Origin of the sequence: Burkholderia sp. AU15512, assembly GCF_002223325.1 — a bacterium.
Lineage (GTDB): Bacteria > Pseudomonadota > Gammaproteobacteria > Burkholderiales > Burkholderiaceae > Burkholderia.
The window spans coordinates 178,810-193,458 of record NZ_NKEX01000005.1 but is presented as its reverse complement, the minus strand read 5'-3'; the positions used below and the strand labels follow the sequence as shown (position 1 = coordinate 193,458).

Sequence of the window (14,649 nt, the reverse complement as noted above, 5' to 3'; positions counted from 1 at the left end):
AGAGTTCAGCGCAAGCGGGCACTCATTTCGAGGAAAGTCGATGACCGACATCACGGACCACGCGCGCGGCGCATTGCGCGCGCAACCGTTCAGCATGCTGCTGGGCACGGAGCTGATGCATATCGGCGACAACGAAGTGTCGCTGTGCCTGCCCGTGCGTGAGGAACTGCGGCAGCAGCACGGTTTCGTGCACGGCGGCGTCATCAGCTACCTCGCGGACAACGCGCTGACGTTTGCCGGCGCGCTCGTGCTCGGCCCGCGCGTGATCACCGCCGAATACAAGATCAATTACCTGCGGCCGGCCGTGAACGGCACGCTCGTCGCCCGCGCGAAGCTCGTCTACGCGGGGCGGCACCAAGCGACCTGCCAGTGTCATGTGTTCGTCATCGACGGCGACCACGAGCGGCTCGTCGCGATCGCGCAGGGCACGATCAACCGCGTCGGCGACGGCAAGATGCCGGATGCGCCGGAGGAAACGGCGTGAGCGGTTCTCCGCACTTGATGGATCGCCCGTCCTTCCAGAAGACGATGAGCGCGTAGTCGAGCCGAGCGGTCAGACATGCGGACAAGCTGGCCGCTCCCCATGCGGCGCATCGGGATCTAACGCTTCATCGCGGCAAGATCGACCGCATCGCGCTCGCGTCGACCGACCGCCACGACCAGTACGAGCACTTCCGAATCGCGCACTTCGTACACGAGCCGATAACCGATGCTGCGCAGCTTGATCTTGTAGCGGTCCGGATGACCCTGCAGCTTTGCGGACGGTATTCGAGGATTCTCGAGCCGCTCTGCGAGCCGGGATTTGAACTGGTCGCGAACGGTGCGATCGAGCTTCGTCAGCTCCTTCAGCGCAGGTTCGAATAATTGAAGTTCAAAGGTCGTTCAGCCTGACGTTGACGACTTTCCCATTGGCGCGCTCGTCGACCAGTGTGTTGTCTTCAATATCCTCCAGACATTCGACCATCGCCTCCCACGTCTTCGCCGGGATGCAATAGAACGCGGGCTCGTTGCGACTCAGGATCGCGACCGGGAAACCCTTTCCCGCCGCGACCGTGCCTATCGGGTTCCGCTTCAGCTCGGAAACGCTCGCGGTAAATTTGGCCAGGATGGGTTGAGGCATGTCGGCTCCCTCTTCTACAGAATGGCGTTGCATCTAATCCGGTACCAAATTTAGCACCATAACTGGCGCCAGCCACTCCCGAAGCCTTGAAGTGAAGCGCATATCGCGACCGGCTCAACGACCTCGATATGCCGGCGCGTCTACTCCGCCCCCTCCCCCGCCAGCGGCAGAAACCGCGGCGCCACGCGCGCCCGCACGTTGCCGTTCTCATCCGTCCGATAGATCCCGCGCGCCGCGTTGTGCGGATGCGCGGCCGCATCGGCCACGCTCAGCACCGGCGCAAAACACGCATCGGTGCCTTCGAGCAGCGCGCGCCAGTGCGCGGAAGGCTGCTGCGCGAACACGTCGGCGAAACGCACCTTCAGCGCGGGCCAGCGCGCACGGTCGTACTGCGACGCCGGATCGACGTCGGTCAGCCCGAGCCGTTCGACCAGCAGCGCATAGAACGGCGGCTCGAGCGCGCCGATCGTCACGCATTCGCCATCCGCGCAGCGATACACGTCGTAGAACGGCGCATCGTGAAAGAGGCTCGGCTGCGCGCCGTCGAGCTGCCCGTTCGCGCGCGCCCACAGCGCGAGCGAGCCGAGCATCGACACGATGTCGACGATCGCGCCGTCGACCACGCGCCCGGGGCCACCGCCGCGCACGTCGAGCAACGCGCAGACGATTCCGAACGCGAGCCCGAGCGCGCCGCCCGCATCGCCGACGACGGTCGGCGGCAACCCCGGCCGGCCGTCGCGCGGCGCGGACAGCGACAGCAGCCCCGTCAGCGCGACGTAGTTCAGATCGTGTCCGGCCGCGGCCGCGAGCGGGCCGTGCTGGCCCCAGCCGGTCATCCGCCCGTACACGAGCGTCGGATGGCGGCGCGCGCAATCGTCGGGCCCGAGGCCGAGCCGCTCCATCACGCCGGGCCGCAGCCCCTCGATCAGCGCATCGGCCTGCGCGATCAGGTCGAGCGCGGCGTCGCGCCCGGCCGGCGACTTCAGGTCGAGTTCGACGATCGTCTTGCCTTCGCGCAGCAGGTCGCCGTCGCGGGCCTGCAACGCGTCCGGCGCGCTCGTACGGCCGGACGGGCGCGCGATCAGCGTGATCCGCGCGCCCATCCCGGCGAGCATCCAGCCCGCGAGCGGGCCGGGGCCGAGACCTTCGAATTCGACGATATGGATGCCGGAAAGCGGCGCATCGAGCGGCATGCGATTCTCCTGTCTGTGTCGCGTATCGCGACGGTCTCCGATGCCATACGCCTCGCATCGGATCGCCCCCGTCACGCGGGCGTCAACGCGTCAAATGAAAAAATCCCTGCGTCGCGGGGGCCGCTTCGCAGGGATCGGGGTGAGCCGCGCGCATTCCGGCTGCCTTGCCGGGAACCGGCCACGCTCAGAACGCGTCGCCCGGCACCCTCACCCAGCCTTCCATCAGCACGCGCGCACTGCGGCTCATGATCGCCTTGGTGACGGTCCACTCGCCGTTCTCGAGCTGCGCTTCCGCGCCGACGCGCAGCGTGCCCGACGGATGCCCGAAGCGCACCGCGTTGCGTTCGCCGCCGCCCGCCGCCAGGTTGACGAGCGTGCCGGGGATCGCCGCGGCCGTGCCGATCGCGACCGCCGCCGTGCCCATCATCGCGTGGTGCAGCTTGCCCATCGACATCGCGCGCACCAGCAGGTCGACGTCACCCGCGTTCACGCGCTTGCCGCTCGAGGCGACGTAGTCGGCCGGCTTCGCGACGAACGCGATCTTCGGCGTGTGCTGCCGCGTCGCGATTTCATCGAGCGTGTCGATCAGGCCCATGCGCAGCGCGCCGTGCGCGCGAATCGTCTCGAACTTCTCGAGCGCCTTCGCATCGCCGTTGATCGCGTCCTGCAGCTCGGTGCCCGTATAGCCGATCGCTTCCGCCTCGACGAAGATCGTCGGAATGCCCGCGTTGATCATCGTCGCCTTCAGCGTGCCGACGCCCGGCACCGCGAGATCGTCGATCAGGTTGCCGGTCGGGAACATCGACCCGCCCGCCCCTTCTTCCTCGGCGGCCGGGTCCATGAACTCGAGCTGCACTTCGGCCGCCGGGAACGTGACGCCGTCCAGCTCGAAATCGCCCGTCTCCTGCACCGCGCCATTCGTCACCGGCACATGCGCGACGATCGTCTTGCCGATGTTCGCCTGCCAGATCCGCACGGTCGCGACGCCGTCGCGCGGCACGCGCGAAGGATCGACGAGCCCGCCGCCGATCGCGAACGGGCCGACCGCCGCCGACAGGTTGCCGCAGTTGCCGGTCCAGTCGACGAACGCCTTGTCGATCGACACCTGACCGAACAGGTAGTCGACGTCGTGGCCGGGCCGCGCGCTCTTCGACACGATCACCGTCTTGCTGGTGGACGACGTCGCGCCGCCCATCCCGTCGATCTGCTTGCCGTACGGATCGGGGCTGCCGATCACGCGCAGCAGCAGCGCGTCGCGCGCGGCGCCCGGCGCCTGCGCGGCGTCCGGCAGGTCCTGCAGCCGGAAGAACACGCCCTTGCTGGTGCCGCCGCGCATGTAGGTCGCGGGAATCCTGATTTGAGGAGTGTGAGCCATGTGTGCGTTATCCCTGTGTGACGCGATCAAGCCGCCTGCGACGATTCGAGGAAGTCCTGCGCGAAGCGCTGCAGCACGCCGCCCGCCTCGTAGATCGACACTTCCTCGGCCGTATCGAGCCGGCACGTCATCGGCACCTCGACGCGCTCGCCGTTCTTGCGACGAATCACGAGCGTCAGGTCGGCGCGCGGCGTGCGCTCGCCGATCACGTCGAAGGTCTCGGTGCCGTCGATGCCGAGCGTCGTCCGGTTCGTGCCCGGCTTGAACTCGAGCGGCAGCACGCCCATCCCGATCAGGTTCGTGCGGTGGATCCGCTCGAAGCCTTCGGCGGCGATCGCCTCGACGCCCGCGAGCCGCACGCCCTTCGCCGCCCAGTCGCGCGACGAGCCCTGGCCGTAGTCGGCGCCGGCGATCACGATCAGCGGCTGCTTGCGATTCATGTACGTCTCGATCGCCTCCCACATCCGCATGACCTTGCCGTCCGGCTCGACGCGCGCGAGCGAGCCCTTCTTCACCGCGCCGTCGACGATCGCCATCTCGTTGACCAGCGTCGGGTTCGCGAAGGTCGCGCGCTGCGCGGTCAGGTGATCGCCCCGGTGCGTCGCGTACGAGTTGAAGTCTTCTTCCGGCAGGCCCATCTTCGCGAGGTATTCGCCGGCCGCGCTGTCCAGCAGGATCGCGTTCGACGGCGACAGGTGGTCGGTCGTGATGTTGTCGCCGAGCACCGCGAGCGGGCGCATCCCCTGCAGCGTGCGCTCGCCGGCCAGTGCGCCTTCCCAGTACGGCGGACGGCGGATGTACGTGCTCTGCGCACGCCAGTCGTACAGCGGTGCCGCACGCTCGCCCGCATCGGCGCTACGCGCGAACATCGGTTCGTAGACCTTGCGGAACTGCTCGGGCTTCACGCTCGACGCGACGATCGCATCGATCTCCTCGTCGGTCGGCCAGATGTCCTTCAGCGTGACAGGCTGGCCGTTCTGGTCGTGGCCGAGCACGTCCTTCTCGATGTCGAAGCGGATCGTGCCGGCGATCGCATACGCGACCACCAGCGGCGGCGACGCGAGGAACGCCTGCTTCGCATACGGGTGGATGCGGCCGTCGAAGTTGCGGTTGCCGGACAGCACGGCCGTCGCGTACAGGTCGCGATCGACGATCTCCTGCTGGATCTTCGGGTCGAGCGCGCCCGACATCCCGTTGCAGGTCGTGCATGCGAACGCGACGATGCCGAAGCCGAGCTTCTCGAGTTCGGGCAGCAGGTTCGCTTCTTCCAGGTACAGCTCGACCGCCTTCGAGCCGGGCGCGAGCGAGCTCTTCACCCACGGCTTGCGCGTGAGGCCGCGCGCATTCGCGTTGCGGGCGAGCAAGGCCGCCGCGATCACGTTGCGCGGGTTGCTGGTGTTCGTGCAGCTCGTGATCGCGGCGATGATCACCGCGCCGTCGGGCATCTCGCCCGCCTTCTCTTCCCACTGGCCGGCGATCCCGCGCGCGGCGAGATCGGACGTCGGCAGCCGCTTGTGCGGGTTCGACGGGCCGGCCATGTTGCGCACGACGCTCGACAGGTCGAACGTCAGCGTGCGCTCGTATTGCGCGTTGGCGAGCGTATCGGCCCACAGGCCGGCCGCCTTCGCGTAGGTCTCGACGAGCTTCACCTGCTCGTCGCTGCGGCCGGTGAGGCGCAGGTAGTCGGTCGTCTGGCCGTCGATGAAGAACATCGCGGCCGTCGCGCCATATTCGGGCGCCATGTTCGAGATCGTTGCGCGATCGCCGAGCGTGAGGCTCGCCGCGCCTTCACCGCGGAATTCCAGGTACGCGCCGACCACCTTTTCCTTGCGCAGGAATTCGGTCAGCGCGAGCACGACGTCGGTCGCGGTGATGCCGGGCTGGCGCTTGCCGGTCAGCTCGACGCCGACGATGTCGGGCAGGCGCATCCACGAAGCGCGGCCGAGCATCACGTTCTCGGCTTCGAGGCCGCCGACGCCGATCGCGATCACGCCGAGCGCGTCGACGTGCGGCGTGTGGCTGTCGGTGCCGACGCAGGTGTCCGGATACGCGACGCCGTCTTGCGCCTGGATCACCGGCGACATCTTCTCGAGGTTGATCTGGTGCATGATGCCGTTGCCCGGCGGGATCACGTCGACGTTCTCGAACGCCTTCTTGGTCCACTCGATGAAGTGGAAGCGATCCTCGTTGCGGCGATCCTCGATCGCGCGGTTCTTCGCGAACGCGTCCGGATCGAAGCCGCCGCATTCGACCGCGAGCGAGTGATCGACGATCAGCTGCACGGGCACGACCGGGTTCACCTTGGCCGGGTCGCCGCCGCCGTCGGCGATCGCGTCGCGCAGGCCGGCGAGATCGACGAGCGCCGTCTGCCCGAGGATGTCGTGGCACACGACGCGCGCCGGGAACCACGGGAAATCACGTTCGCGCTTGCGCTCGATGATCTGCTTCAGCGAATCGGCAAGGATCGCCGGATCGCAGCGGCGCACGAGGTTTTCGGCGAGCACGCGCGACGTGTACGGCAGCGTGTCGTAGGCGCCGGGCGCGATCGCTTCGACCGCGGCACGCGCGTCGAAATAGTCCAGCGACGTGCCGGGCAGGGGGTTGCGGTTGGCGGTATTCATGGTGTGGGGAACTCGGGTATGGCGTCCGGCGCACGCCGGCCCCCGTCACGCGGGCGGCCGGTGTGCGCGGTGGGCATGTCAGCGCTTTTCGATCGGCACGAACTGCAGGTCTTCCGGACCGGTGTAGTTCGCGCTCGGGCGGATGATCTTGTTGTCGATGCGCTGCTCGATGATGTGCGCGCTCCAGCCGGACGTGCGCGAGATCACGAACAGCGGCGTGAACATCGCGGTCGGCACGCCCATCATGTGATACGACACCGCGCTGAACCAGTCGAGGTTCGGGAACATCTTCTTCGCTTCCCACATCACCGATTCGAGGCGCTCGGCGATGTTGTACAGCTTCAGGTCGCCCGCTTCCTTCGACAGCTTGTGCGCGACGCCCTTGATCACCTTGTTGCGCGGATCGGAGATCGTGTAGACCGGGTGGCCGAAACCGATCACGACTTCCTTGTTCTCGACGCGGCGGCGGATGTCGGCTTCGGCATCGTCCGGCGAGCTGTAGCGGCTCTGGATCTCGTACGCGACTTCGTTCGCGCCGCCATGCTTCGGCCCGCGCAGCGCGCCGATCGCGCCGGTGATCGCCGAATAGATGTCCGAGCCCGTGCCCGCGATTACGCGGCCGGTGAACGTCGACGCGTTGAATTCGTGCTCCGCGTACAGGATCAGCGACGTATGCATCGCCTCGACCCACGACTTCGACGGCGTCTTGCCGTGCAGCAGGTGCAGAAAGTGGCCGCCGATCGAATCGTCGTCGGTTTCCGTCTCGATGCGCTTGCCATTGTGCGAGAAGTGATACCAGTACAGCAGCATCGAGCCGAGCGATGCCATCAGGCGGTCGGCGATGTCGCGCGCGCCCGGCAGGTTGTGGTCGTCCTTCTCCGGCAGCACGGTGCCGAGCACCGACACGCCCGTGCGCATCACGTCCATCGGGTGCGCGGACGCCGGGATCTGCTCGAGCGCCGCCTTCAGCGCGTTCGGCAGGCCGCGCAGCGCGCGCAGCTTCGTCTTGTACGCGGCCAGTTCGGTCAGGTTCGGCAGCGTGCCGTGCACGAGCAGGTGGGCGATTTCCTCGAATTCGCACGACTCGGCGACGTCGAGAATGTCGTAGCCGCGATAGTGCAGGTCGTTGCCGGTCTTGCCGACCGTGCACAGCGCCGTGTTGCCGGCCGTCACGCCCGACAGCGCCACCGACTTCTTCGGCTTGAATGCGCCTGCGGCGGCCGGTGCTGCTGCGTCTTTCGTCTCGCTCATGTTTCTGCTCTCCAATGTGTATCTGGGGTATGGGCTGTCGGCCGGACTTGGCGCTTTAGCGCCTAGTGCGGCCCCATGCTTCGCGGTCGGCCGGACTTGGCGCTTTAGCGCCTAGTGCGGCCCCATGCTTCGCGGTCGGCCGGACTTGGCGCTTTAGCGCCTAGTGCGGCCCCATGCTTCGCGGTCGGCCGGACTTGGCGCTTCAGCGCCTAGTGCGGCCCCATGCTTCGCGGTCCGGAATCGTGTCCCGGCGCGCGGGTGCGTTACTTCTTGCCCTGCGCGAACAGCTCGTCGAGCTTGCGCTCGTATTCGTGATAACCGAGGAAGTCGTACAGCTCGGCACGCGTCTGCATCGTCTGCACGGCTTCCTTCTGCGTACCGTCGCGGCGCACCGTCTCGTAGAAGTTCAGCGCGGCCTTGTTCATCGCGCGATACGCGCCGCAGCAGTACAGCGCGATATCGACGTTCGCCTCGCGCAGCTCGTCGACCGTGAACAGCGGCGTCGAGCCGAATTCGGTCAGGTTCGCGAGGATCGGCACCTTCACGGCGGCCTTGAAGCGGCGGTAGTCGTCGAGCGTCTTCATCGCTTCCGGGAAAATCATGTCCGCGCCGGCTTCGACGTAGGCCACCGCGCGCTCGATCGCCGAGTCGATCCCTTCGGCGGCGGCGGCGTCGGTGCGTGCCATGATCACGAACTGGTCGTCGGTGCGCGCATCGACCGCTGCCTTGACGCGATCGACCATTTCCTCGATCGGCACGACTTCCTTGCCCGGACGGTGGCCGCAACGCTTCTGGCCGACCTGGTCTTCCAGGTGCACGGCCGCGACGCCGGCCTTGATGAACGAGCGCACGGTGCGCGCGATGTTGAACGCACCGCCCCAGCCGGTATCGATGTCGACCAGCAGCGGCAGGTCGGTCGCGTTGGTGATCCGGTTCGCGTCGATCAGCACGTCTTCCATCGTGCTGATGCCGAGGTCGGGGATCCCGAGCGAGTTCGCGGCGACGCCGCCACCCGACAGGTACACGGCCTTGAAGCCGACGGCCTGCGCCATCTTGGCTGCGTAGGCGGTGATCGCGCCGACCACCTGCAGCGGCTGCTCCGCCGCGACTGCCGCGCGGAATTTCGCGCCGGCGCTCTGAAGATGCGTATTGCTCATGAACGGCCTCCTGAAGGAACGACCATCAACAGCAAGGACCGGGCCAGCTCGCGCAACGTCGCTAACCCACTGATTCTTAAGCATCCGGCACGGGCGTCGACGTGCCCGGCGATTTCAATTTAGCAATTTCATGTTTCAAAAATGAAATCGCGCGCGCATAATCGACCGCCATGGACCTCTCCTCGACCAAGCCCGTCGGCCCGGCCGATCGCGCGGCGCGCCCGCGCATCTGGGCGATGGGCATCAGCCGCCTGCGCGACCTGTTTCGCGAGATCGCCGGCGAATTCGACGAACGCGCCGACGTGCGCATCGTGACGCGCGCCTATGAGGATGCGCTCAGCGCGATCGCCGAGGCCGGCACCGCGCGGCCCGACGTGATCGTCGCGGCCGGCTCGAACGGCGGCTTCCTGAAGACGCGTGCGCAGGTGCCGGTGGTGGTCGTGTCGCCGACCGGTTTCGACGTGATGCAGGCGCTCGCGCGCGCCCGGCGCGACGCGTCGCGGATCGCGCTCGTCAGCGCCGGGGAAACGCCGCCCGAAGTGCGCCGCTTCGTCGCCGCATACGGCCTCGACGTGCAGTTTGCGTCATATCAGTCCGCGCAGGAAGCGGAAGCCTGCGTGCACGACCTGCACGACCGCGGCATCGAGACGATCGTCGGCCCCGGCCTCGTCACCGACCTCGCGGCCAGCGCCGGCATGGGCGCGGTGTTCCTGTATTCGCACGCGTCGGTGCGCAAGGCCGTCGAGACGGCGCTCGAAGTCGCGTATGCGACGCATGCCGAGGCGTTCCGCCGCCAGCGGCTCGACAACCTGCTCCAGCACCTGCGCGACGGCGTGGTCGCGCTCGACGCACACGGCCGCGTGGAAGCGATCAACGAACGGCTTGCGTCGGCGCTCGGGGTCGAACCCGCGGCGGCCGTCGGCCGCGCGCTGGTCGACCTGCGGCCCGAGCTGCGCACGCTGCGCGGCGAGGACGGCGACGCGCTCGCGACCGTGCGCGGCGTACGCTACGTCGTGCATCGCGGGCCGCTCGTCGATCGCGGCGTCACGTCGGGCAGCGTGCTGACGTTCCAGGAATCGCGCGCGGTCGAACGGCTCGACCGCGCATTGCGCTCGCAGCCCACCACGCAGCAATTCGCCGCGCGCTACGCGCTCGACGACGTGGTGGGTGCATCCGTACCGATGGCGCGTGTGCGCGAGCTCGTGCGCCGCTACGCGAAATCCGATGCGACCGTGCTCGTGCTCGGCGAAAGCGGCACCGGCAAGGAAATGATCGCGCAAAGCCTGCACGCGCTGTCCGCGCGGCGCAGCTACCCGTTCGTCGCGGTCAATTGCGGCGCGTTTCCGGAGGCGCTGCTCGAGAGCGAGCTGTTCGGCTATGAGGAAGGCGCGTTCACCGGTGCGCGGCGCGGCGGCAAGACCGGCCTGTTCGAAGCCGCCCACCGCGGCACGCTGTTTCTCGACGAGATCGGCGAGATGCCGCCGTCGCTGCAGAGCCGGCTGCTGCGCGTGCTGCAGGAGCGCGAGGTGATCCGCCTCGGCTCGACCGAGCCGATCCGCATCGACGTGCGCGTGATCGCCGCGACGCACCGTCCGCTGCTCGTGGCCGTCGAGGCCGGCACGTTCCGCGCGGATCTCTATTACCGGCTCAACATCCTGAATGTCGGCCTGCCGCCGCTGCGCGAGCGCGCCGCCGACATCCCCGCACTCGCGGCCACGCTGCTCGTGCAGGCCGCACGACGCGAGCCGCGCCTCGCCGCACGCCTGCGCGACTCCGACGATGCCGCGCGCGTGCTCGGCGTAACGCAGGCTGCGCTCGCACGCTACCGGTGGCCCGGCAACGTGCGCGAACTGCAGAACGTGATCGAGCGGATCGCGGTGGAGCTGGCCGAGGCAGCCGATGAAAGCGATCCGGCCGCCGCGTGCGGCGCGCTCGATCCCGACGCGCTGCAGGCGATCGCACCCGAGCTGTTCGCGGCACCACCCGACGCGGCCGACAGCGACGACGCGCAGACACTGCACGCGCGCCGCCGTCGCGCGGAAGCCGACGAGATCCGCGCGGTGCTCGACGCATGCGGCGGCGACCGCGACCGCGCGTGCGCGATGCTCGGCATCAGCAAGACGACGCTGTGGAGGAAGTTGTCGGTGAAATGAATATGGCGGCTGCCGCGCAATGACCGGGCCGACCGTCAGTCGGCCTTGTGATAGTGGCGGTATGCCTTCGCGCGATTGCCGCACGACGACATCGAGCACCAGCGGCGGCTGCCGTTCTTGCTGTCGTCGATGAACAGCCACTGGCAGGCATCGTTCGCGCAACGCTTGACCTTTGCGAGCCGCGCGCCGCCGAGCAGGTCGATCGCCGACCACAATACCGGGCTCAGCAGCCCGGCCAGCGTCGCACCCCCTTCCCCGATCCGCCACGCATAACCGCCATCGACGCGTGCCAGCGCGACACGCGGCGCCGCTTCCGCCAGGAAGCCGCCGAGCAGTGCGAGATCGTCCACCTGCGGCTCGCGCTGTTCGGCCTGCGCAAGAAAGAGCCGATACAGCGCCTCGCGCAACGCGAGCGCGTGCGCGAGCATCGCCGGCTCCCCTTCTTCTTCGCCGTGCGCGCGACACGCTTGCGTAAGGCCGGCCGGCACGCCTGCCTGGTCGCGACACCACGCCAGCAGGTCGTCCATCGTGCCGAAGGTTTCCGTCGGCGGATCGCTGCCGCGCCAGTACAGCGTGTTCGCGAAATCGATGCTCAGGGTTTCGGGCGGCGCCGGAATCAGGCAGTCCATCGTGACGGAAGGTTGCGTATCGCTCATGCCCGGATCGTATCTAACCACCATGCCGGTTGACAAGCCCGCGAGCGCTTCCTAACATAACCAGCATGGTAGTTATAAAAGGTTTGCTGCACTGACACCCGCCTCAGTTCAAGGAGCCACAGATGATCGATCGTCTTTTGTCCGGCGTTATCCACAACAACCGCAGCCGCGCGTTCTACGACAGCACACTCGGCACACTCCGCTACAAGCGGCTGGCATGGTGGTTATAAGCAGGCTTGCCGTACTGACGTCCCTCTTCAGTCCAAGGAGCCACACATGATCGATCACCTTTCGTTCGGCGTTGCACACGTCGGCCGCAGCCGAGCCTTCTACGACAGCACGCTCGGCGCGCTCGGCTACAAAAGGCTGCATACCGACGACGAATCCATCGGGTACGGCGCAACCGAGCCGCAGTTGTGGCTGCAATATGCACCTCGCCCTGTCGCCCCTGATCCCGACTCGGGGATGCACCTGTCGTTCAAGGCCGCTTCGCCCGTCGAAGTCGACGCGTTCTACCGCGCCGCACTCGAGCACGGCGGTCAGGACAACGGCGGGCCGGGCAAGCGCGACCACTACGGGCCGGGCTACTACGCGGCGTTCGTCGTCGATCCCGACGGATATCGGCTGGAAGCACATTGCGAACTCGACAACGTCGTGTAATCGCGCTCGCGTCACCCAAGACAAGGGCCCGATTCCGCACCATGCGGAATCGGGCCCTTGCTATCGAACTGCCGGCGGCGGTCGTTCGACGGAATCGCCAGGTGCGTGGCTATCGCGCGTCGCGCGTGTGCTGCAGTTGCTCGCCGAGTCCTTCGACACCGAGGCGCACCGTCTGGCCGGCCTTCAGGAATACCGGCGACGGCTTGATGCCCATGCCGACGCCCGGCGGCGTGCCGGTCGTGATCACGTCGCCCGGCTGCAGCGTCATGCAGCGCGACAGATAGGCGATCAGCTGCGCGACGGTGAACACCATCGTACGCGTGTTGCCGTTCTGATAGCGGTGTCCGTCGATTTCGAGCCACAGGTCGAGACGCTGCGGATCGGGCACCTCGTCGCGCGTGACGAGCCACGGACCGATCGGGCCGAACGTGTCGAAGCCCTTGCCCTTGTCCCACTGGCCACCGCGTTCGATCTGCCATTCGCGCTCGGACACGTCGTTGACGACGCAGTAGCCCGCGACGTAATCGAGCGCGCGCGCTTCGTCGACGTCCTTGCAGGTCGCACCGATCACGACGCCCAGCTCGACTTCCCAGTCGGTCTTGACCGAGCCCTTCGGGATATCGATGCCGTCGTTCGGGCCGCAGATCGAGCTCGTCCACTTGCCGAACACGACCGGCTCCTTCGGCACCGGCATGCCGGCTTCGGCCGCGTGATCGGCGTAGTTCAGGCCGATGCCGATGAACTTGCCGACCTGCCCGACGCACGCGCCGATGCGCGGCTCGCCCGACACCAGCGGCAACGTGGCCGGATCGATCGCGCGCAGCCGCGCGAGACCTGCGTCGGACAGCACATCGCCGGACAGATCCTGCACCTGCGCGGACAGGTCGCGAATCCGGCCGTCCGCGTCGAGCATCCCGGGCTTTTCCTGGCCGGACGGGCCATAGCGAAGCAGTTTCATCGTGGTCAACCTCTGTTGTCGAATGGGACAGGATTCCGGCCGACGCGGCCATTCGCGGCCGCGCGCCGGACTGATTGTCGATCGTCGATTGCGCGCGTCGACGCCGCATCCGGCATGCCGTCGACGCGCGAGGGTCGCGCGGGCGCAGCGATCGCGGCGCCGCACGGAAGTATGGCGCGCATCGAACGGGCGGCCGCCGGTCTGCGCATCGGCGACGACGGCCCGGCACCCGCGACATGGTCCGGCCCGTACCGGCCGGCTTCACACGCGGCCGCACCGTCGCTGGCCCGCCAGCCTTTGTACCATCGGCCGCGCGCCGTGAAATGACGCGCGACGGATACCGACTATTGGTGCGCCCGCCGGCGCTGCGGCGCAGCATCGCGGGCAGCGCCACCGCCCGATTTCCTTTCGGATACCTTGAACCGGTGCCACCTGTCATGAATACCGGGTATTCGGGGCTTCCCTGTCATCCCGAACAGGAATCGATCCGTTCTTATCCGGTAACGATCGGTAAAAAGACGCTGCATTGCACACTAAATGTTTGTTGTTAAGCTCAAACGGATGGCGTTCGTCGCCACACGCGGGCTCGACACAAGCGTGTTGCAGAATCGGTCAGCGTGCGTCGCCAATCGATCGAAAGTAATCCCCCAACTTCACACCGACAATGCAAACAACCAACGACCTGCTTCCCGGCTGCGACGCACGGGAATCGATGGGCGCAATCGACCGCTATCGCGCACCCGCGCTCGACAAGGGTCTCGACATTCTCGAACTCCTGTCGGAGCAGAAAGAAGGCCTCACCCGCACCGAAATCACGAAGGAACTCGGCCGCAACGCGAGCGAGATCTACCGGATGCTCGAACGCCTCGTCGCGCGCCGCTACGTGATGCGCTCGACCGGCGGCGACCGCTACACGCTCAGCCTCAAGCTGTTCTCGCTCGCGCACCGCCATCCGCCGATGAGCCGGCTGATCGCCGAGGCCTTGCCGCCGATGCAGCGTTTCGCGGATTCCTCCGAGCAATCGTGTCACCTGTCCGTCTACGATCGCGGCAACCTGCTCGTGATCGCGCAGGTCGACGGGCCCGGCCCGTGGGGCGTGTCGGTCCGGCTCGGCTCGCGTGTCGGGCTCGTCGATACGGCATCGGGGCGCGTGATGCTGGCGTTCCAGGGTGCCGAGCAGCGCGCGCACATGCTCGCCGAGCACCGCAAGGTCAAGGGCGAAGCGCCATTGAACGAGCAGGAACTCGCGTATGCGTGCCAGTCCATCCGGCAGGACGGCTACCTGCGCGAGGACAGCCGCCAGGCGTACGGCGTGACCGACCTGACCGCACCGATCCTCGGGCCGTCCGGCCATGCGATCGCGGTGCTGACCTGCCCGTACATGCGCCGGATCGATGCGCACATGGCGCCGTCCGTCGACACGGTCGTCGAAGGGGTGCGCGAGACGGCCGCCCATCTGTCGATGTGCCGCGACGAGACCTGCTGACGCGCAGGCGCGGCGGAGC

Annotated in this window: 13 protein-coding genes; 4 read left to right on the top strand and 9 right to left on the bottom strand. The window is 67.5% G+C overall.

Annotated elements, in window-relative coordinates; genetic code table 11:
• The first annotated feature begins 40 nt into the window (after positions 1–40).
• Positions 41–484 carry a PaaI family thioesterase gene (locus CFB43_RS18395; protein WP_011353771.1) on the top strand — a complete coding sequence of 148 codons (444 nt, stop codon included), beginning with the start codon at positions 41–43 and terminating at the stop codon, positions 482–484.
• A 116-nt stretch (positions 485–600) separates the two neighbouring features.
• Here the strand turns inward: CFB43_RS18395 and CFB43_RS18390 are convergent, their stop codons facing one another.
• The 7 genes from CFB43_RS18390 to prpB form a co-directional block, all read right to left on the bottom strand.
• Positions 601–849, bottom strand: coding sequence for a type II toxin-antitoxin system RelE family toxin (locus CFB43_RS18390; protein ID WP_089496031.1), 249 nt, complete (start codon positions 847–849; stop codon positions 601–603).
• A gap of 22 nt (positions 850–871) precedes the next feature.
• Positions 872–1,120 (bottom strand): type II toxin-antitoxin system Phd/YefM family antitoxin, encoded by a 249-nt coding sequence (locus CFB43_RS18385; RefSeq protein WP_089496030.1) that lies wholly within the window; start codon positions 1,118–1,120, stop codon positions 872–874.
• A gap of 140 nt (positions 1,121–1,260) precedes the next feature.
• Positions 1,261–2,313, bottom strand: coding sequence for a CaiB/BaiF CoA transferase family protein (locus CFB43_RS18380; protein ID WP_089496029.1), 1,053 nt, complete (start codon positions 2,311–2,313; stop codon positions 1,261–1,263).
• A gap of 184 nt (positions 2,314–2,497) precedes the next feature.
• Entirely contained in the window at positions 2,498–3,688 is a 1,191-nt protein-coding gene (prpF, locus tag CFB43_RS18375; RefSeq protein WP_089496028.1) for a 2-methylaconitate cis-trans isomerase PrpF, read from the bottom strand.
• Positions 3,689–3,714: 26 nt separating this feature from the next.
• Positions 3,715–6,309 carry a Fe/S-dependent 2-methylisocitrate dehydratase AcnD gene (acnD, locus tag CFB43_RS18370; RefSeq protein ID WP_089496027.1) on the bottom strand — a complete coding sequence of 865 codons (2,595 nt, stop codon included), beginning with the start codon at positions 6,307–6,309 and terminating at the stop codon, positions 3,715–3,717.
• 78 nt (positions 6,310–6,387) lie between these two features.
• Entirely contained in the window at positions 6,388–7,560 is a 1,173-nt protein-coding gene (gene prpC, locus CFB43_RS18365) for a bifunctional 2-methylcitrate synthase/citrate synthase (RefSeq protein WP_031400290.1), read from the bottom strand.
• Between the two features lie 263 nt (positions 7,561–7,823).
• Complete coding sequence (prpB, locus tag CFB43_RS18360; RefSeq protein ID WP_039349639.1) at positions 7,824–8,717, bottom strand: methylisocitrate lyase; 894 nt, start codon at positions 8,715–8,717, stop codon at positions 7,824–7,826.
• A gap of 170 nt (positions 8,718–8,887) precedes the next feature.
• Between prpB and prpR the strand changes: the two genes are divergently transcribed.
• Positions 8,888–10,870: a propionate catabolism operon regulatory protein PrpR gene (prpR, locus tag CFB43_RS18355; protein ID WP_089496026.1), complete on the top strand. Its 1,983-nt coding sequence runs from the start codon at positions 8,888–8,890 to the stop codon at positions 10,868–10,870.
• A gap of 35 nt (positions 10,871–10,905) precedes the next feature.
• Here prpR and CFB43_RS18350 read toward each other — a convergent pair whose 3' ends face one another.
• Positions 10,906–11,526, bottom strand: coding sequence for a CGNR zinc finger domain-containing protein (locus CFB43_RS18350; protein WP_226207259.1), 621 nt, complete (start codon positions 11,524–11,526; stop codon positions 10,906–10,908).
• A 276-nt stretch (positions 11,527–11,802) separates the two neighbouring features.
• Between CFB43_RS18350 and CFB43_RS18345 the strand changes: the two genes are divergently transcribed.
• Positions 11,803–12,186: a VOC family protein gene (locus CFB43_RS18345; protein WP_089496024.1), complete on the top strand. Its 384-nt coding sequence runs from the start codon at positions 11,803–11,805 to the stop codon at positions 12,184–12,186.
• 109 nt (positions 12,187–12,295) lie between these two features.
• On the opposite strand, the gene CFB43_RS18340 is transcribed toward CFB43_RS18345, so the two are convergent.
• The gene (locus tag CFB43_RS18340) at positions 12,296–13,144 is read right to left on the bottom strand and encodes an ureidoglycolate lyase (RefSeq protein ID WP_089496023.1); all 849 of its coding nucleotides are present in this window, start codon (positions 13,142–13,144) and stop codon (positions 12,296–12,298) included.
• A gap of 664 nt (positions 13,145–13,808) precedes the next feature.
• Here CFB43_RS18340 and CFB43_RS18330 point away from each other — a divergent pair.
• Positions 13,809–14,630 carry an IclR family transcriptional regulator gene (locus CFB43_RS18330; protein WP_089496022.1) on the top strand — a complete coding sequence of 274 codons (822 nt, stop codon included), beginning with the start codon at positions 13,809–13,811 and terminating at the stop codon, positions 14,628–14,630.
• The last annotated feature ends 19 nt before the right edge of the window (positions 14,631–14,649 follow it).